At 66.6% G+C, this 19,260-nt stretch carries 15 protein-coding genes; 9 read left to right on the forward strand and 6 right to left on the reverse strand.

Going from position 1 to position 19,260, the window contains the following annotated elements; translation table 11 throughout:
• Positions 1 to 219: 219 nt before the first annotated feature.
• The 4 genes from yajC (at position 220) to ACZYX4_RS08545 (ending at position 6,088) form a co-directional block, all read left to right on the forward strand.
• Positions 220 to 627 (forward strand): preprotein translocase subunit YajC, encoded by a 408-nt coding sequence (gene yajC, locus ACZYX4_RS08530; protein WP_463875310.1) that lies wholly within the window; start codon positions 220 to 222, stop codon positions 625 to 627.
• A gap of 106 nt (positions 628 to 733) precedes the next feature.
• The gene (gene secD, locus ACZYX4_RS08535) at positions 734 to 2,500 is read left to right on the forward strand and encodes a protein translocase subunit SecD (RefSeq protein ID WP_463875105.1); all 1,767 of its coding nucleotides are present in this window, start codon (positions 734 to 736) and stop codon (positions 2,498 to 2,500) included.
• Complete coding sequence (secF, locus tag ACZYX4_RS08540; protein WP_463875107.1) at positions 2,501 to 3,523, forward strand: protein translocase subunit SecF; 1,023 nt, start codon at positions 2,501 to 2,503, stop codon at positions 3,521 to 3,523. It abuts the gene before it with no gap.
• 171 nt (positions 3,524 to 3,694) lie between these two features.
• The gene (locus ACZYX4_RS08545; RefSeq protein ID WP_463875108.1) at positions 3,695 to 6,088 is read left to right on the forward strand and encodes a RelA/SpoT family protein; all 2,394 of its coding nucleotides are present in this window, start codon (positions 3,695 to 3,697) and stop codon (positions 6,086 to 6,088) included.
• A 27-nt stretch (positions 6,089 to 6,115) separates the two neighbouring features.
• On the opposite strand, the gene ACZYX4_RS08550 is transcribed toward ACZYX4_RS08545, so the two are convergent.
• The 3 genes from ACZYX4_RS08550 to ACZYX4_RS08560 all read right to left on the reverse strand — a co-directional run bounded on the left by ACZYX4_RS08550 (position 6,116) and on the right by ACZYX4_RS08560 (position 9,314).
• Positions 6,116 to 6,727: a hypothetical protein gene (locus ACZYX4_RS08550; RefSeq protein ID WP_463875109.1), complete on the reverse strand. Its 612-nt coding sequence runs from the start codon at positions 6,725 to 6,727 to the stop codon at positions 6,116 to 6,118.
• A gap of 126 nt (positions 6,728 to 6,853) precedes the next feature.
• Positions 6,854 to 8,506 carry a DUF349 domain-containing protein gene (locus tag ACZYX4_RS08555; protein ID WP_463875110.1) on the reverse strand — a complete coding sequence of 551 codons (1,653 nt, stop codon included), beginning with the start codon at positions 8,504 to 8,506 and terminating at the stop codon, positions 6,854 to 6,856.
• Positions 8,507 to 8,567: 61 nt separating this feature from the next.
• Complete coding sequence (locus tag ACZYX4_RS08560) at positions 8,568 to 9,314, reverse strand: peptidylprolyl isomerase (protein ID WP_463875311.1); 747 nt, start codon at positions 9,312 to 9,314, stop codon at positions 8,568 to 8,570.
• 309 nt (positions 9,315 to 9,623) lie between these two features.
• On the opposite strand from ACZYX4_RS08560, the gene hisS reads away from it, so the two are divergent.
• Entirely contained in the window at positions 9,624 to 10,994 is a 1,371-nt protein-coding gene (gene hisS / locus ACZYX4_RS08565; RefSeq protein WP_463875111.1) for a histidine--tRNA ligase, read from the forward strand.
• On the opposite strand, the gene ACZYX4_RS08570 is transcribed toward hisS, so the two are convergent.
• Positions 10,991 to 12,316 carry an APC family permease gene (locus ACZYX4_RS08570; protein WP_463875112.1) on the reverse strand — a complete coding sequence of 442 codons (1,326 nt, stop codon included), beginning with the start codon at positions 12,314 to 12,316 and terminating at the stop codon, positions 10,991 to 10,993. The two genes, hisS and ACZYX4_RS08570, sit on opposite strands and share 4 nt — an antisense overlap.
• Positions 12,317 to 12,422: 106 nt before the next feature.
• Here ACZYX4_RS08570 and aspS point away from each other — a divergent pair, with 106 nt between their 5' ends.
• Entirely contained in the window at positions 12,423 to 14,204 is a 1,782-nt protein-coding gene (aspS, locus tag ACZYX4_RS08575) for an aspartate--tRNA ligase (protein ID WP_463875113.1), read from the forward strand.
• A 139-nt stretch (positions 14,205 to 14,343) separates the two neighbouring features.
• On the opposite strand, the gene ACZYX4_RS08580 is transcribed toward aspS, so the two are convergent.
• Positions 14,344 to 14,952 carry a class I SAM-dependent DNA methyltransferase gene (locus tag ACZYX4_RS08580; RefSeq protein ID WP_463875114.1) on the reverse strand — a complete coding sequence of 203 codons (609 nt, stop codon included), beginning with the start codon at positions 14,950 to 14,952 and terminating at the stop codon, positions 14,344 to 14,346.
• A 73-nt stretch (positions 14,953 to 15,025) separates the two neighbouring features.
• The gene (locus tag ACZYX4_RS08585; RefSeq protein WP_463875116.1) at positions 15,026 to 15,607 is read right to left on the reverse strand and encodes a P-loop NTPase family protein; all 582 of its coding nucleotides are present in this window, start codon (positions 15,605 to 15,607) and stop codon (positions 15,026 to 15,028) included.
• 96 nt (positions 15,608 to 15,703) lie between these two features.
• On the opposite strand from ACZYX4_RS08585, the gene ACZYX4_RS08590 reads away from it, so the two are divergent.
• From ACZYX4_RS08590 to ACZYX4_RS08600, 3 genes are all read left to right on the forward strand, one after another.
• Positions 15,704 to 15,862, forward strand: a complete 159-nt coding sequence (locus ACZYX4_RS08590) for a hypothetical protein (protein WP_463875117.1) — start codon at positions 15,704 to 15,706, stop codon at positions 15,860 to 15,862.
• Positions 15,863 to 15,874: 12 nt separating this feature from the next.
• The gene (locus ACZYX4_RS08595) at positions 15,875 to 17,593 is read left to right on the forward strand and encodes an HNH endonuclease signature motif containing protein (RefSeq protein ID WP_463875118.1); all 1,719 of its coding nucleotides are present in this window, start codon (positions 15,875 to 15,877) and stop codon (positions 17,591 to 17,593) included.
• Between the two features lie 61 nt (positions 17,594 to 17,654).
• A complete protein-coding gene (locus ACZYX4_RS08600) occupies positions 17,655 to 18,377 on the forward strand; it encodes an AAA family ATPase (RefSeq protein ID WP_463875119.1) in 723 nt (240 codons plus the stop codon).
• The last annotated feature ends 883 nt before the right edge of the window (positions 18,378 to 19,260 follow it).

The following is a 19,260-nucleotide window of genomic DNA, read 5'->3' on the forward strand; positions in this document are numbered from 1 at the left end:
CTTTTCCCTTTAGACTGGAATGACGCTCGGCACGTTCGGGTCTTTGTTTCTATGCGCGGCCAGCACCTGGCCGCCGTCGGCTAAGCATGATTCCCAGCCAGCCCGGAGCGAAGCGGACGTTGCTGTAAACCAGCTACGCAAGTACAGAACGGAACCAACCCTGTGTTCGGACTTATTACTGCCCAGACCCAGCCGCAGGCCGGCGGCGGCATCGACATCATGACCATCCTGTTGTTTGCCATGCTCGGCGTCTTCGTGTTCATGATGTTCCGCCGCAACAAGAAGACCCAGCAGCAGCAGGTGCAGCTCCAGTCGAAGTTCGCTCCCGGTGTCGAGGTCATGACCAGCTTCGGCCTGTACGGCCGGATCGTCGAGATCGACGATGAGGAGAACAAGGTCCTGCTGGAACTTTCCCCGGGTAACACCGCCACCGTTCACCGCCAGGCCGTCACCAAGATCGTCGAACCGGTTGTCGCCGCAGAGGAGCCCACGGTCGTTCCCAACGATGCCTCCTCGCTGAGCATCGACAAGGCCGGGAGCGCCGCCCCCGTCAACGACGCCCCGCGTGACGAGACGCCGGAAGAAACCCTGCGCCGCCTCAACGACGAAGGCAAGAAAGACAGCTAGTCTGCCTGTTTGAGCTATCCCGCGAAGCAACGGCTGCGGGCCACCGCCGAGGCGGCCCGACCGGGCCGCCCGGCGGTTTCCTCCGTAAACAATAGAAAGATCGACAATGGCACGAACTGGCCCCAAAAATTCAGCCCTCAGGGTGCTGGTCTGGCTTGGCGTTATCCTCGCCGTCCTGACCGCCGTCCTGGCAGGCGGCACAATGGCCGGCCAGGCGAGCTGGGCCCCCAAGCTCGCCCTGGACCTTGAAGGCGGCACCCAGATGATTCTGGCGCCCAAGGTTGAGGGCGCTTCGGACATCACCGAAGAACAGCTCAACCAGGCCGTGGCGATCATCCGCCAGCGCGTGGACGGCTCGGGCGTCGCGGAAGCTGAGATCAGCACGCAGTCCGGACGCAACGTCGTCGTCAGCCTGCCGGGCACACCGTCCAAGGAAACCCGCGCGCTGATCCAGGCCTCGGCCGACATGAACTTCCGGCCCGTCCTCCAGGCCGGTCCTGGCGCAGCAGTCCCCGCGGAGTCACTGACCCCGGAGGACCAGCTGCCCAAACCCACCGCTGAGCCCACCAACGGCAGCGACGTTAACTGGGTCACCCCCGCGATTTACAAGAAGTTCGAGACGCTCGACTGTGATAACCCGTCGCAGGACAAGCAGGAACGCTCCGACCCGACCCAGCCGCTGGTCACCTGCGAACCGGCCTCCGCCACCTCGCCGGCGATCAAGTACATTCTGGGCCCGGTTGAGGTCAGGGGCGCCGACATTGCGGGCTCCACCTTCCAGCTGCAGACCGGTGCCCAGGGCGCCGTGACCAACGAGTGGGCTGTGAACATCCAGTTCAACGAAGAAGGCACCGCCAAGTTCAAGGAAGTCACCGACCGGCTGTACCAGTTCTTCATCGCCGGCGGCGGTCAGAGCGGCTCGGATCCGAAGTCCCAGTTCGCGATCGTCCTCGATGACCAGGTCATTTCCGCTCCGCGGTCCCTCGCCGTCATCACGGACGGCCGTCCGCAGATCACCGGCGGCTTCACTGAGGAGTCCGCGAAGGCCCTCTCCGACCAGCTCCGCTTCGGCGCACTGCCAATCAGCTTCGAGATCCAGAGCGAACAGCAGATTTCGGCAACCCTCGGTGGCGAGCAGCTCCGGATGGGTATGCTCGCTGGCCTGATCGGCCTGCTGCTGGTGGTGGTCTACTCGCTGATCCAATACCGGGCACTGGGCCTGGTCACCGTCGCCTCGCTCGTGATGGCCGGCGCGCTGACGTTCCTGGCCATCGACATCCTGGGCTGGACCGAGAACTACCGGCTATCCCTTGCCGGCGTCGCAGGCATCATCGTGGCCATCGGCCAAACTGCGGACTCGTTCATCGTCTACTTCGAACGTATCCGCGATGAGCTCCGGGAGGGCCGCGGCCTCGTCTCGGCAGTAGAGAACGGCTGGAAACGCGCCAAACGCACTGTTCTGGCGTCCAAGGCCGTCAACCTGTTGGCCGCACTGGTGCTGTTCTTCGTGGCAGTGGGCAACGTTCGCGGCTTCGCGTTCACGCTCGGCCTGACGGCCATCGCCGACCTCATCGTGGTCTTTATGTTCACCCACCCGACTCTGCAGTTGCTGGCCCGCACCAAGTTCTTCGGGGAAGGCCACCCGCTCTCCGGCCTGGACCCGAAGAGCCTCGGCGCCGTTCCCCTGTACCGGGGCGCAGGCCGGCTCCGCACTCCCGCGGACAAGCCGGCTGCTGTTGCCGTGCTCCGCGCCAAGAACACCGGCGCCACGGCTGAGGCCGAACGCCGGATGACCATTGCAGAACGACGCCTCGCGGAACGACAGGAACAGCTTGCCGGCTCGTCCAAGAGCGCGTCCAAGGAGGGCAACTAAATGGCCACCAGCTTCGCCAATTTCGGAAATGAGCTCTACACGGGCAAACGCTCGTACGACTTCGTGGAATCCAAGAAGATCTGGTTCCTGATCGCGGCCGTCCTCGTGGCGCTTTCCATCCTCCTGCCGGTCGTCAAGGGTGGCTTCAACCTCGGCATAGAGTTCCGGGGCGGCTCCGAGTTCACCGTCTCCAACGTGAAAACCACCGACGCTGCCCTCGGCGAGAAGGCTGTGACGGACATTGTCCCTGGCAGCGTCCCGCGGGTGGCGAACGTTGCCGGCAGCACGATGCGGATCCAGACGGACAAGCTCACGGAAGACGAGACGCTCCAGATCAAGGCGGGCCTCACGGGTGCCTACGGAGTGACGGACAACGAGGTGACCTCCACCTTCATCGGCCCTACTTGGGGTGCCGACGTCACCAAGCAGGCCCTGCTGGGCCTGTTGATCTTCGTCGGGCTCGCAGCCGTGCTGATGGCGCTGTACTTCCGGACCTGGAAGATGTCGCTTTCCGCGATCGTCGGCATGCTCGTGACGATGTTCATCACCGCCGGCGTGTACGCCGTCAGCGATTTCGAAGTCACGCCGTCGGCCATCATCGGATTCCTGACCGTCCTGAGTTACTCGCTGTACGACACAGTGGTGGTCTTCGACAAGATCCGTGAGAACACCGCGGACCTGCAGGCCTCCACCCGCCGGACCTTCGGCGAGGAAGTCAACCTTGCCGTCAACCAGACCCTGGTCCGCTCCATCAACACCATGATGGTGGCCATCCTCCCGGTCGGCGCCATCCTCTTCATCGGCGCCGGCCTGCTGGGCGCCGGAACGCTGCGGGACCTCTCGCTGGCACTGTTTGTCGGGATCCTGGTCGGCACCGCGGCCACGATCTTCATCGCCGCGCCGCTCTACGCCTGGCTCCGCCGGGGCGAGCCGGAGCTGGTCAAGCAGGCCGAGCGTGTGCACCACCGCCGCGCCCATGCCGCAGCCAAGGCCGACTCCCCGTCAGAGCCGGCCACGGCTTAGCCGTCACGGCCCTGCCGGAACGGTCCCGCCGGGTCTTCCCGGTGGTCCCCAACGGGCCGGAGAACGTCATTCGTGGCGCTCTCCGGCCCGTCGCCGTCTCGCCGCCGGTTATCGAAGTATCCTGCTGCGGGAATAGACTGGAAGAATTAACGGGTTCGGAGAGGTGCTCCATTGGAAGAACGTTCGACGCCGGTGCCATCAGCGCCGACGGATAAGGCTCCAGGCCAGGGTTCGCAGACCGGTGTGGTGGCTCCCGGACGCGCCGATGCGCCGGTCCCCGTGGACAGCTCGGGCGCACGCCCCACCTTTCCCGGCCGGCGTGAACGCACCCGTTCCCGGCTTGCACGCCTGACCGGTCGCGGCGCCCCCGCGTATTCCCCCATTCTCGAACCGCTGCTGCGCACCGTGCGCGCCAACAACCCCAAAGAGGACTTCGACCTCATCCAGCGTGCGTTCGTCGTGGCGGAGACCTGCCACCGGGGCCAGAAGCGCAAGAGCGGCGATCCCTACATCACGCACCCCGTCGCGGTCGCCACGATCCTGGCCGAGCTGGGGCTCAGCGGAACCACGCTGGCAGCGGCCCTGCTGCACGACACCGTCGAGGACACCTCATACACCCTGGAGGACTTAAAGGCCGACTTCGGGCCGGAAGTCGCCATGCTGGTGGACGGTGTCACCAAGCTGGACAAAGTCAGCTTCGGCGAGGCCGCCCAGTCCGAGACCGTGCGCAAGATGGTCGTGGCCATGGCCAAGGACATCCGTGTCCTGATGATCAAGCTGGCGGACCGGCTGCACAACGCCAGAACCTGGCGCTTCGTTTCCGCCGAGTCCTCGGCACGCAAAGCGCGGGAGACCCTGGAGATCTTCGCCCCGCTGGCCCACCGGCTCGGCATGAACACGATCAAGTGGGAACTTGAGGACCTGTCCTTCGCTGCCCTCTACCCCAAGGTCTACGAGGAAATCGTGCGCATGGTGGGGGACCGGACCCCCGAGCGGGAAAAGAACCTCTCCGTCATCCGGAACCAGATCACCGAGGACCTGCGCGAGGCCAAGATCAAAGCCACCATCACGGGCCGGCCGAAGCACTACTACTCGATCTACCAGAAGATGATCGTCCGGGACAAGGACTTCGACGACATCAATGACCTGATGGGCGTCCGCGTCCTGGTCGACTCTGTCCGGGACTGTTACGCGGCCCTGGGCGCCATGCATTCGCGCTGGAACCCCCTCCCCGGGCGGTTCAAGGATTACATCGCGATGCCCAAGTTCAACATGTACCAGTCGCTGCACACCACAGTGATCGGCCCGGGCGGCAAGCCCGTGGAAATCCAGATCCGCACCCACGAGATGCATCGCCGCGCCGAATACGGCGTCGCCGCGCACTGGAAGTACAAGGACCAGCCGAACCGGGCGGCGGCCGGGCCCGGAAGCCCGCGCGACGGCGACATGGGCTGGCTGCGGTCGCTGGTGGACTGGCAGCAGGAAACCTCCGACCCCGGCGAGTTCCTGGACTCCCTGCGCTTTGAAATCAACGCCCGGGAAGTATTCGTCTTCACCCCCAAGGGCGAGGTCATGGCCCTGCCCGCCGGCTCCACGCCTGTGGACTTCGCCTACGCCGTCCACACCGAGGTGGGCCACCGGACGATCGGCGCCCGCGTCAACGGCAAACTGGTCCCGCTCAACAGCGAACTGAACCACGGCGACTGGGTGGAAATCTTCACCTCCAAGGCTGAAGGCGCCGGGCCCAGCCAGGACTGGCAGCACTTCGTCAAGAGCGCCCGTGCCCGCAACAAGATCAGGCAGTGGTTCAGCAAGGAACGCCGCGAAGAGTCGATCGAGCGCGGCAAGGAGCTGCTGACCAAGGCCATGCGCAAGCAGAACCTTCCGCTGCAGCGCCTGATGACGCACGACGCACTTGCCGCAATCGCCGAGGACTTCAAATACGTCGACATCTCCGGCCTCTACGCCGGGGTGGGCGACGGGCACACCTCCGCCCAGTCCGTCATGGAACGCCTGGTGGAAAGCCTCGGCGGCAATGAGACCCCCGAAGACGACCTGACCGAGGTTTCCATTCCCACCCAGGTCACCAAGACCCGGTACTCCGATTCGGGCGTCGTGGTGCGCGGCGTCGACGACGTCTGGGTCAAACTCGCCCGCTGCTGCACCCCGGTGCCGCCGGACCCGATTCTGGGCTTCGTCACCCGCGGCTCCGGCGTCTCCGTGCACCGGACGGACTGCACCAACGTCAGCGGACTGCTGGAGCAACCCGACCGGATCGTCGAGGTCGAGTGGGCGCCCACGCAGTCAAGCGTCTTCCTGGTCGAAATCCAGGTCGAAGCCCTAGACCGCAAGTCGTTGCTCTCGGATGTGACCAGCATCCTCTCGGAGAACCACGTCAACATCCTGGCGGCCAGCGTGCACACGTCCACGGACCGGGTGGCCATCTCCAAGTTCGCGTTCGAGATGGGCGACCCCAAGTACTTGAGCCACGTCCTGAGCGCCGTCCGTCGCATCGACGGCGTCTTCGACGTCTACCGGACCACCGGCAACCGGCGGCGCAGCTAAGGATGGCCGCCGGGCCTGTGGTCTGCCCTAGGGTGCCGGGCCCGGCAGCAGCTGTTCGAGCTTCGCCAGGGCCGCCTTCCTGTACGGCATTCCGGGGGTGGCTTCAACGGCGTGCATAAGCAGCCGCAGCTTCAGGTCCAGCTCGGGCTTGCCCAGGAGCGCCCGCAGGGCGGGAACCGCCCGCCCTGGTTCGACGTGCAGGGCGATGTCCACTGAGGTCCGCAGCGGGCTGGAGACCATCAGCCCGCCCAGGCTCACGACGTCGTACGCGCCCAGGCGCACCTCATGGAAAGTGCAGCCCCGGGTGGACCGCAGGCTGGAAATCCGCCTGTTGGCGTCCACCAGCAGGGCGAGCCGGTCCGGTTCAGTGGCGCAGCCATAGATCCAGGCCGCCGTCATCCTGCCTGCGACGACCCGCTGGCGGATGGCCGGACTCATCAGGACGGAGGCCGCACGGGCCCGGAGCTGCGGAGTGGGCCGTGTGCCCGGCGGCAGATAGCCGCGCTGGTACAGCTGAGTCAGCACGCCGTCGGCCGCCATCGCCTGAAGCTCTGGCCAGGAGAACAGTGCCCCTGGGGAGTACAGCTCGGGCGGGGGCGGGGGCGGGTCGGGCGGGGGCGGGCCGTGATGGATGACCATTCAGCCATCCTGTCCGCTCCCCGGCACAGCAAACAGGCCCCGACCCGGTCATGTGGATAACCGGTGCGGGGCCTGCTTGAATCTGCTCGCACCTGCTTCGAAGAAGCCGGCGTGGTTCGTGCTCTGCTAGGAGAGCTCGCTTGCAGACTTCTCGAGCTGTTCCAGCCAGGCCTCACGGGCTTCGAGGGCTTCCTTGGCGGCCTTGATCTTGCGCTCGTCGCCGGCCTTCTCGGCCTTCGCCAGGTCATCCCTGAGTCCGGCGATGGCCGACTCCAGCTGCGTCAGCGCGCTGTTGGTGCGTGCCTTCGTCTCCGGGTTGGAGCGCTTCCAGTTCTCATCCTCGGCGTGGCGTACGGCGTCTTCGACCTTCCGCAGCCCGGCTTCGACGCGTCCCATGTCGGCGCGGGGAACCTTGCCGGCTTCTTCCCAGCGGTCACGGATGGACTGGAGCGCCTTCTTGGTGGCGGCGAGGTCCTTGATGGGAAGCAGCTCGCTGGCTTCCGCGAGCAGGGCTTCCTTGACCACCAGGTTGGCGCCGTATTCCTGGTCGATCTCGTCGTTGGCGGCCTGGCGGTTGGTGAAGAAGACGTCCTGCGCGGCGCGGAACCGGGCCCAGAGGGCGTCGTCGTCCTTGCGGCTGGCGCGCGGGGACGCCTTCCACTCGTCCATCAGACGGCGGTATTCGCCGGCGGCAAAGCCCCAGTCGGTCGACGTCGAGAGGGCCTCGGCCTCGGTGATCAGCTTCTCCTTGGCGGCCTTGGCTGCCGAGTTGGTGCTGTCCAGCTGGGAGAAGTACGCGCGGCGGTGCCGGTCAAAGACGGTACGGGCGGCACGGAAACGCTTCCAGAGCGCATCCTCGTTGCTGCGTCCGAGCCGGACACCGCTCTTCTGCGCGGTCTTCCAGCTCTCGAACAGTTCGTTCATCCGGGCGCTGGAGGTCTTCCACTGGATCTGGGCCGGGTCGTGGCCCGCGATCTCTTCGGCCTCGGCAACGATCGCCTCACGGGCGGCCAGTTCTGCGGCGCGGACAGCGTCGTGTTCGGCCTTCTCGGTCTTTTCGAGCTCGGAGATCTGCGTGGCAAGGGTGTCCAGGCGGGCCTCGGCGGAGCGAAGGTCGCCCACCATGTTGCGTTCGGCGAGCAGCTCGCGCAGGTGGGTAACGGTCTTCTGCATGTCCGTGGCGGGGGCCTTGGAGCTCACACGCTGCTCCAGCAGGACGATCTGCGCCACGACGTCGTCGTACTTCCGGGCGAAGTAGCCCAGGGCTTCGTCATCGCTGACGCCGGGGTACTGGCCGACGGGATGTTCCTCGCCGTCGACGGTCAGGAACACGTGGCCGTCGCCCTCGACGCGGCCCCAGCGCGCGGCTTCGGCCAGCGAGGCGGCGGAGGACAGGGTGGCCGGTGCGGCCGCCGGAGCTGCCGGTGAGGGCTTTGACTTCGGCCGGGCGGCGAACGCTGCCGGTGACGGAGCCGAACGCGGCGCGGCCGGCGCTGCGGCGGACGGAGCCTCCGGTGCGGCTTCCTCGGCCGGAGCCTCCGGTGCGGCTTCCTCGGCCGGAGCCTCGGCTACCTCGGCAGCCTCGGGTGCGGCCACGGCCTCTGCCGTAGTGGCTTCCACGCCGGACTCGGGTGCCGTCTCCGGCTCCGTGCTGGTGGGAGTGTCTGTCGCCTGTGCCACGTTCTGCTCTGTGCTGTGTTCTACGAACCCAGCCTCAGTTTCGGTCTCGCTGGCAGCTGCTGCTGACACTGTTTCGTCGGATTTCTGACTGTCTGTCACCGCTAGAAGTCTTTCGCTTGGAGGGAAATACCGGGGCCGCCGCCGCAAGGGCAACGGCTGGTTACTTCAGAGAGAACGAGTCTATCGTGACTGGTTCCGCAGGGGCGCCGTCTGTGGCGTTATCACCCGGTTTTAGTCCGGCTGCCGCGATATTGGCCACCACATCCAGTCCCGAGGTCACCTTCCCCACCACCGTGTAGCCGCCGGCGGCGTCTGCCGGGATAACGGTGTCCTTGTACACAATGAAGAACTGGGTGCCGTTGCCGTAGGCATTCCCGCTCCTGGCGACGGCGATGGTTCCGGCCGGATAGTTGTTGTCCGGCGGGGTGTTCTCCAGCGGGCCCCAGGTAAAGCTCGGGTCGCTGCTGCCGTCGCCGGCCTTGGAGCCGCACTGCAGCACGCCGAACGTCTCGGCCGTGGTGAGCCGATGGCAGTTGAGCCCGGCGTAGAAATTCTGGTCCGTGAGGGACTTGAAGACGGCGGCCGCCTGGGGTGCGTTGGTGCCGTCCAGTTCCACGCCGAGCGCGCCGGCGTTGAGCCTGAGTTCGCCGGTGAGGGTCTGGCCGGCGGCCGTTTCGGGCTTCGGGATGTTCCCGGCGTTGCTGGGGGAGGCCGAGGGCGCGGCCGAGGGGGTGGTCAGCCCGGCCTGGGCGGCGGCGTATTCGTCCTCGGTGGGATTGGAGGAGAAGACCGTCAGTTGCAGCACCAGTGCAACGACGACCGCGGCCGTACCTGCGCCAATGGCCAGGATGTTGTCTCGCTTGCGGCGCGTTTCCTGGACCTTGCGCAGCTCGCGCTTCGCCTCCATTTGCTGGATGCGCCGCTTTTCTTCGCGGGCGTTCCGTGCATTGGCCACCAAAAGTCCTCCTGGGTGTAGGGCCGACACAGGGCAACGCGTGGGCGCTGTCGCGTGTTCGGGGTTAAGCTGCCGGCGGCCAGGGGCGTATCCGGCCGCATTGGAAGTTGCGGGCGCGGAACGCATAAACTGACTGCCGCACACAGTTTATGCATGACCGGCCTGTCTGCCGCCCATCTGATCCCCGTTTCGGGCGGCCCGTTACGGCCGCAACGCGGCGCAGGAGACTCCGGCCGGTTTTACCTGAGGAGAAAATCCACCATGGCACGCACCGCCTCCCTGTCCGGATTCCCCGAGTGGCTTCCCGAGGAGCGGCTGGTGGAGCTCCATGTGCTGGACACGCTGCGCCGGGTCTTCGAACTCCATGGCTTTTCCTCCATTGAAACCCGCGCGGTGGAGACGGTCGGGCAGCTGTTGCGCAAGGGCGAGATCGACAAAGAGGTCTACGGACTAAGCCGGCTCCAGGAGGACGACGGCGACGCCGCCACAGGTACTGCAACAGGCGCCGCCAAGTCACCCAAGGGCGATCCGCACGCCCTGGCGCTGCACTTCGACCTCACCGTGCCGTTCGCCCGGTACGTCGTCGAGAATGCCGGCTACCTTGCCTTCCCGTTCCGCCGCTACCAGATCCAGAAGGTCTGGCGCGGGGAGCGCCCGCAGGAAGGCCGTGCCCGCGAGTTCACCCAGGCCGACATCGACATTGTGGGCGACGGCGAGCTGCCGTTCCGTTACGACGTCGAGATTGCGCTGGTCATCGCAGAGGCCCTGAGTGCCCTGCCGATCCCGGCTTTCCTGCTCCGGATCAACAACCGCAAGCTGGCCGAGGGCTTCTACAACGGCATTGGACTCACCGACACCGCCGGCGTGCTGCGCAGCATCGACAAGCTCGAGAAGATCGGCCCGGCGAAGGTGGCCGGCCTGCTGAAGTCCGAGCTCGGAGCCACCGACGAGCAGGCCCAGTCCGCCCTCAAACTGGCCTCGATCCGCACCGGGGACACCTCGTTCGTGGAGCAGGTCCGCGCTCTCGGGGTCAGCAACGAACTCCTTGAGGAGGGCCTGACCGAACTGGAGCAGGTCATCGCCGCTGCCGTCCAGCGCGCGCCCGGCAAGGTCGTCGCTGACCTCAGCATCGCCCGCGGCCTGGACTACTACACCGGCACCGTGGTGGAAACCGTCCTGGTGGGCCACGAACAGCTCGGCTCGATCTGCTCCGGCGGGCGCTACGACGCCCTCGCCAGCAAGGGGAACCGCAAGTTCCCCGGCGTCGGACTCTCCATCGGCGTGACCCGGCTGGTCTCCCGGATCCTCAGCCAGGACCTCGCCAAGGCAACCCGGTCCGTGCCGACCGCCGTGCTGGTGGCGCTCAACAGCGATGACAGCTGGGGCGCGGCGCAGGACGTTGCCGCGGCGCTGCGCAGCCGCGGGATCGCCACCGAGGTGGCGGCCAAGGCCGAGAAGTTCGGCAAGCAGATCAAATTCGCGGACCGTCGCGGCATCCCCTTCGTCTGGTTCACCGACGACGACGGCAGGCACCAGGTCAAGGACATCCGCTCCGGCGGGCAGATCGACGCCGATCCGGCCACCTGGGCTCCGGCCCCGGAGGACCTGCACGTCCGGGTCCTCAAAACCTAAGCGGCAGCTTTCCGGCGCCCCAGCCGCCGCCGCAGCACAAGGAAGCGCCCGGCCACGCCGACGGCCAGCACTGCCGCCATGCCCAGCACCGAGGCGGGCGGCAGCGTCACGGCCAGGACCAGGCAGCCGAGGAAGCCCAGCGCGTTGAGCCAGCGCGGCGCATGCCAGGGACGCGCCGGCAAGGTGAAGGCTGCGGCGTTGGTCACCGAGTAGTAGACCAGCACGCCGAAGCTGGAGAGGCCCACCACGGTCAGCACATTGGTGGTCAGGAGCAGCACGATGACGGCGGCCGCGACGGTCAGTTCGGCCAGGAACGGCACCGTGTGCGCGCCGCCCACCCGGGCGAGCGGGGACGGCAGGTCACGTTCCCGCGCCATCGCCATCGCGGTCCGGCCCACTCCCGTGATCAATGCCAGCAGGGCGCCGAGGCACGCTGCGGCCGCGCCAGCCTGGACCAGCGGGGCGCCGGCGCTGAGCCGCGAGCTGGTGACGGCATCGAGCAGCGGCGCCGTCGAGCCGGCCAGCTGCTCCGCCGGCAGATGCCACTGCAGCAGCAGCGCCAGCCCGAGGTAAATGACGAACGCCGCGGCCAGCGCCGCGAGAATGGCCCGCGGAATGGTGCGGGTGGGGTCCTTGACCTCTTCGCCCAGCGTCGCGATCCGCGCATAACCGGCGAAGGCAAAGAACATCAGCCCGGCTGCCGGGAGCACACCCCAGCCGCCCGCCGCGGCGCCGGCGGCACCGGCTGCACCGGCTGCACCGGCGGCGACGGCGGCGGCTGGATGCGGCCCCAGAATCGTGGCGGCCGCCACGAACGCCAGGGTGGCGAGCACCACGCCCAGCAGGATCCGGGTCAGCAGGGCCGTCCGGGTGATCCCGAGCAGGTTCACGCCGGTCAGGACCACAACGACGGACACCGCCAGCGGCGTCGCGAATTCCGGCGCCACATAGTGGCCAAACGTCAGGGCCATCGCCGCGCAGGAGGCGGTCTTGCCGGTCACGAAGCCCCAGCCGGCGATGAAGCCCGGCCATTCGCCCAGCCGGTTCCGCCCGTAGACATAGGTGCCGCCGCTGGCGGGGTACCGGGCGGCCAGCTGGGCCGAGGCCACCGCATTGCAGTATGCGATCACACCGGCCAGGGCCACCGCGACGGCCAGCAGGGGACCGGCCAGGGCGGCGGCGGGCGCGAAGACCACAAAAACGCCGGCGCCCAGCATGGAGCCGAGCCCGATCGCGGTCGAATCCAAAACACCCAGGCGGCGCTGGAGCTGTCCGGGTGTGGGCCGGTCAGGGGGCGGCGTGCTCTGATGGCGGCTTGCCATGGCGGGAGGGGCCTTTCCAGCGGGTAAACTCGAACGGGATCGTTCCAGTAGCGATCCTAGTGAACATGATTTTGATTTCCCTCTGTCTTCTTCAGAAAGGCGTGCTGTGCTGCGCACACATGACCTCGGATCCCTTCGCTCCGAGCACATTGGACAAACCGTAACCCTCGCCGGCTGGGTCGGCCGGCGTCGTGACCACGGTGGTGTCGCCTTCGTTGACCTGCGCGACGCAACCGGCGTGTCCCAGGTGGTCGTCCGTGAAGAGGAAGTCTTCCACGGGCTGCGCAACGAGTACGTGCTGCAGGTTACCGGCACCGTCTCCCGGCGCCCCGAGGGCAACGAGAACCCGGCCCTGGCCACCGGCGAGATCGAGGTCATGGCCGAGCAGGTCACCATCCTCAACACCTCCGAGCCGCTGCCGTTCCAGATCGACGAGCACGTCGAAGTCGGCGAGGAAGCCCGCCTCAAGCACCGCTACCTGGACCTGCGCCGCCCCGGCCCCGCCCGCAACATGCGCCTGCGCTCGGAGGCCAACCGTGTGGCCCGCGAACTGCTCCACCAGGACGGCTACGTCGAGATCGAAACACCGACGCTGACGCGCTCGACGCCGGAAGGCGCCCGCGACTTCGTGGTCCCCGCACGCCTGGCGCCGGGTTCCTGGTACGCGCTGCCGCAGTCTCCGCAGCTGTTCAAGCAGCTCCTGCAGGTCGGCGGCTTCGAAAAGTACTACCAGATCGCCCGCTGCTATCGCGATGAGGACTTCCGCGCAGACCGCCAGCCCGAGTTCACCCAGCTCGACATCGAAGCCAGCTTCGTCGAGCAGGACGACATCATCCGCCTCGGCGAAAGCATCGTCAAGGCGCTGTGGAAGCTGATCGACGTCGAGATCCCGACCCCGATCCAGCGCATCACCTACCACGATGCGATGGCCCGCTTCGGTTCGGACAAGCCGGACCTGCGCTTCGGTCTGGAACTCACCGAGTTGACCGAGTTCTTCAAGGACACCAATTTCGGTGTCTTCAAGGCACCCTACGTCGGTGCCGTCGTGATGCCGGGCGGAGCCTCCCAGGCCCGCCGGGCACTCGATGCCTGGCAGGAATGGGCCAAGCAGCGCGGCGCGAAGGGCCTGGCCTACGTCCTGTACAAGGAAGACGGCGAGCTCGCCGGCCCCGTGGCCAAGAACCTGACCGACACCGAGCGCTCCGGACTGGCAGAGGCCGTTGGCGCCAAGCCGGGCGACTGCATCTTCTTCGCCGCCGGCGAGAAGTCACCGTCCCGTGCCCTGCTGGGCGCCGCCCGCGTGGAGATCGGCCACCGCACCGGACTCATCAACCCGAGCGACTGGGCCTTCTGCTGGGTGGTCGACGCCCCGATGTTCGAACCGGCCGCAGCGGCCGTCGCGTCCGGCGACGTCGCCGTCGGCGCCGGGCAGTGGACCGCCGTGCACCACGCGTTCACCTCGCCCAAGCCCGAGTTCATGGACAGCTTCGACAAGGATCCCGAATCCGCACTGTCCTACGCCTACGACATCGTCTGCAACGGCAACGAAATCGGCGGCGGCTCCATCCGTATCCATCAGAGCGACATCCAGGAACGGGTCTTTGAGCTGATGGGCCTGGACAAGGCGGATGCGCAGACCAAGTTCGGCTTCCTGCTCGAGGGCTTCAAGTTCGGCGCGCCTCCCCACGGCGGCATCGCGTTCGGCTGGGACCGTGTGGTCGCGCTGCTGGCCGGCGTGGAGTCCATCCGAGACGTCATCGCCTTCCCGAAGTCCGGCGGTGGCTTCGACCCGCTGACCCAGGCTCCTGCCCCGATCACGGCGCAGCAGCGCAAGGAAGCCGGCGTGGACTTCAAGCCCGAAGCCAAGAAGGCTGACGGCACCAAGTAGCCTGATGTGGTCATCAGTGAAGGCTCCCCGGGCAACCGGGGAGCCTTTGCTGTTGTTGCTGCTGTACAGGAAATCCTGCGGGAAGGCTCGACGGTGTAACGGCCGGAAAGGGCCCGACGGAAACGAAGCCGCGGCAGGACTATTCCTCCCTGGCGGGCCGGCGAGCGAGGAGGACTGCCTGCGGCGTCTTTTCATGCGTACGGGCATGGCGTGTCATCTGAGCGATCACGTTGAAGCCGGCGCCGGTCAGGTGTCGGGCGATGACCTCTGGTGTGAAGAGATGGGCCTCCATCGAGACGTCGTGCCCATAGGCGTGTGTGAGATGGCGGTAGCCCTCGCCGACCTGGAAGCTGAGCAATGCGTGGCCCCCGGGCGCCAGGACGCGGAAAAACTCGGCGAAAATCCGGGGGAGATCCCCGGTCGGCGAATGGATAATCGAGTACCAGGCCAAGACTCCGCCCAGCTGCATGTCCGCATACGGAAGTTCTGATAGTTCGGCGACCTCAAAGCTGAGCTCCGGCGAGGTTCTGCGGGCCACGGCAATCATTCCAGCGGACAAGTCAATCCCCGAAGCAGCCACTCCCATTGACGCCAGCAACCGGGTCATGCGACCCGTTCCGCAGCCGGCATCGACCACCGGACGGGCAATTCCCTCGGTCAAATGTTCGACGAACGCTTCGATCATGCCGTGGTCCGCCGGTGCCTCGAAGCCGGCGTCGGGCAACAGAGTCGCGTAGCTTTCCGCCACCGTGTCATACGTTGACCGGACGCTGTCAAGACGACTATCAGCATTCATCTGGACAGGCTAATGGCTTCCTTGGTTAGTCGGGTGCGTACGCGCCGACCGCGCCGGCCAGCGGCCCGGACAGCCATTCCTCAACTTCCTGCTTCGACCGCAGCCGCACAACGATGAGGTTCGGGTACTCAAGGAGGGCGCCGGGGACTGCCGCCTGGTACGTCCGTCTGGTTCTGATGGCCCAGCGCACGATGTGCTCACGATCGGTGAGAACTGTCCATAGCGGCGCTTCGCGGTTGCCGTTCCACAACTCTTCCCTGCTCCGCCGTCGGCGGATGGTGCGCCCGAGGAGGCGGGGGAGCGTGACGCGAATAAAGGGAAGGTCCAGCCAGACCAGCAAATCTGCGCTCTCGGAGAGCAGGGGACGCGCGGCGTCGTACTGCCACTCGGTGGTCCACGCGTCGGTCCTGATCAGCGAGCGGACGTCGGCGAGAAACTCAGGCAGTGGCGTCCATGCCGGTCCATGGAAGAGCGCGTCGATCTCTGTTTGCGGACCTTGCGTGATGGCAGCAATCCGCCCGGCGAGCGTTGTTTTGCCCACTCCCGATACCCCGGCCACGAGCACCCGCTTCGGAGGATGGGGAATAGAGCCGTTGTGAGAACGCATGGAGAGAGCTTAGGCAGATTGACTGACACCGGAGCACTCGGTGCGGGGAAGGACGGGCGCTGCAATCGTGTCGCGACTGCGATGGTACATGGCTGAGTGGTCGAGGAAGTCCGTTCATCCGGTAGCGGCAACGCGCCCATCGGTGAATTCGGCCAGTTCTTCCAGCCGGGACATGAGGGTTCCAGAGACATCCTGGTGCTCAAAGGCCTCGCGCTGGAACGCCGCAGGCTCTGCCTTTTTGTCAGAGCCATCTGAGATCCTGTAAGTGTGGATAGCAGGACAGCATGGAGTGCCGAAAGCAGGCAGGCCTGGGAGGCCGTGGCCGCGTCGGTTGCTGCGCTGGCTGTTTTCGCCGGCGCCGGTCCGGAGCGCTCTGATCTTCCCGGAGCCGATGCGTTGCGGGTCGCCGAGTCTGGTCCGGCCTGGGCTGATCCGTTGCGGGAGCTGGCGGGTGCCTGCCTGGATGGTCTCGCGGAGATGGCGCGGCTGGACGCCCGGTCCGCGGCGTTGAAGGTGCGGCTGACCGCGGACTATGTGGAGGCGACCCGGGCCCTGGCGTCCCCAACGGCGTCCCCGCAGGACCGCACCGTCCAGGAGATGGCCCTGGTGGCTGAGGTTGCGTGTGTCCTGACGGTCAGCGAACGGAGCGCCGAAGCGCTGCTCTGCGAGTCTCAGGCCCTGACCACTACGCTGCCGCTGACCCTGGCGGCCCTGCAGGCCGGGACGATCTCCTGGGCCCACGCCCGGATCATCGTGGACGAAACCACGAACCTGGACCCTGACGGGGCGGCGGCACTGGAGGCGCACTTCCTGGACCCCGACGCGCCCAACCCGGCCCGCGGGTGCCCGGCCGGGGACCTCGTCCCGGGACGGTTCCGCACCAAGGCACGTGTGTGGCGCGAACGCCACCACCCGGTCAGCATCGAGACACGCCACACCAAGTGTGCCGCGGACCGGCGGATCGAGTACGTCCCGGACCGGGACGGCATGGCCTGGCTCAACACCTACCTCCCGGCCGGCACCGCCGCGGGGATCTGGGAGCGGACCACCGCCGCCGCCCGCGCCCTTCAGGGCCCGGACGAGGCCAGGACCCTCACCCAGCTCCGCGCGGATGTGGCCGCCACCTGGCTCCTCACCAGTGGGACCGGCACTGATGGAGAGGGCGTGTGCGGGGGTGTGCCGTCGCCGCGGGCGCAGGTCCTGATCACCGTCCCGGTCCTGTCCCTGCTGGGCGCCGGGGAGGAACCGGCGGTCCTGGACGGGCACGGGCCGATCCCGCCGTCCATGGCCCGCCGACTGGTCGCCGAGGGAGCGGATTCGTTCTACCGGGTCCTGACAGACCCCCGCGACGGGGCCCCGCTGGAAATCGGCCGGACCAGCTACCGCCTCACCAAGGCTATGCGCCAGTGGCTGCACCTGCGCGACGGCCGATGTCCCTTCCCGGGCTGCAGCAACCACTCGTTGGACAACGACGCAGACCACCTCCTGGCCTGGGCCGACGGAGGCACCACCGGGATCTCCAACCTCGGACAGCCGTGCCCGAAACACCACCGGCTCAAACACGGCTCGGCCTGGACACCGGCCGGGGCCAGCAAAGACAAACCGCCCGGGTGGACCTCCCCGTCCGGGCGGCACTATCCCAGCGAACAGCAGGACTGGGAACCACCCGACTGGCTAGCCGACATCCCGGCCAGGGACACACTCCCGGACCCAGGCCTGTCCGCGGACGAAAAGCCGGGCCACGGACTGCCCGCGGACGAGCCGCCCACCGGGTATCCCGGCTTGGACCCGGGCTGGGATCCCGAACTCGATCTGCCTCCGGACCCCGGCCGGGATCCCAACCTGGAACTGCCCCCGGACCCCTTCCCGGACTGGCATCAATCCGCCGCCGGTCACGACTTCCCTGCCGCGGACTGGGAGGGCCCGGGCTGGCCAGCGCCCCTCGAGAACCCTTTTCCGGAAGGCTTTCTGCTCCAAGATGTCTAATCACTGCGAAGAAGCATCCGGCGCGCCCCGGGCCTGGCGCGTTGCCTGCAAGAATGGGCGCATGCCCCTCCTGAACTATCCGATCCGACGGCTTGCAGAGGATCCCGCCAACGTCCTGGACCGCCGGCAGTGGCCAGCAGCACTGCCGCCCGTCGCCCAAGTCCTGGATCAGGGACTCGATCTGACGGCCGCGACCATCCTGGTCGGTGAAAACGGGTCAGGAAAATCAACCCTCGTGGAGGCCATCGCACTGGCGTACGGGTTGTCTCCCGAAGGCGGGTCAACCGGTGCGCGGCACACCACCCGGTCTACGGAGTCCGTGCTCGCCGATCACCTGCAGCTAGTCCGGAACGCCGGCGCCACCAGACGGGGCTACTTTCTTCGGGCGGAAACCATGCATGGTTTCTTCACCTACCTCGAAAAGAACCCGAGCACTTCCGGTCCCGACATTTCATTCCACAACATGTCCCACGGCGAGTCGTTCTTGGAGCTGGCGGTCGACCGGTTCCGGGGGTCAGGGCTGTGGGTGCTCGATGAGCCCGAATCTGCATTGTCCTTCACCGGATGCCTCACCCTTCTGGCTGTCCTGAAAGACCTTCTGCAGGCCGGAAATTCCCAGGTCATTCTGTCCACCCACTCACCGGTGCTCGCAGCCCTTCCTGGTGCGCAGATTCTGGAAGTAGGGCCCTGGGGCCTACGGCCAAGGGCCTGGGCGGAACTGGATCTGGTCACGAACTGGCGCTCGTTCATGGACTCGCCGGAGCGGTATCTCAAGCACATTTAGTCATAGAGGTCCGGGCAGGATACGGACGTCCACGTGCTGCGATAGATAACGGACGACGGCGGTTCTGTCTCGGGATTACTTGGTGGGTTCGGTTCCCTTCCCGACAGGGGACAGGGGACAGGGGACAGGGGACAGGGGACAGCGGCCTTTCAGCACTGGGAGCCCTGACCGCTGCCGGAGAACAATCGGAGGCAATAGGCGCAGGCGCGCCCTGTCGGCCAGATTGCCGGACCAGCCGTCGACGGCCACATTTCACGGAGGCATCTCATGAAAGTTCTTATTGCGGAGTCTGTAGCGATGATGGCCATCGGTGACGGTGTCCTCGGAGTGTTGTTTCCGGTGCAGCACTCGACCCGGTGGGAGTCGGGCCCGGAGCCGTGGCGTAAGTGCATGCGTATGTGGGCTGATCATCCCGGATTAACGCGAGCCGTGAGTCTTCTGCAGATCGTTGGGGGCGTCGTTTTGGCGTCTCGCCTTCGTTCAACCCCGGAGAAATAGTCAGCCCAGCCTTTAGGCGGTGGTTTCCTCCCCGCCCAACGGCTGCGGGCTCTTCGGAGTGTCCTGACATGCGGGGAGTACACTCGCTTGATCCATTTGATCCATTTGATCGAGCAATCGGCGTGCTGATGGTGCCCAGGATGCAAACAGTGCTGTTGGCCTGCCTCTTACCGTGGGCTGCGCCGTCGCCGGACAGGCGTCCTGATCTGTTTGCATGGGGAAAGAAATTATGGAATAGGGCTCAAACACGTACTACGACTGGCTGTTCAAAAACGCCCACGTCGTCTTCGCCGCCCAGTCGCTGATGTCGCAGTTCCTTGCCACCTTCGAGGAGTTCCCACCGCGCCAGCGTGCCGCGAGCTTCGGCATCGACCAGGCCGTGGAG

This window comes from Pseudarthrobacter leeuwenhoeki (assembly GCF_055412885.1).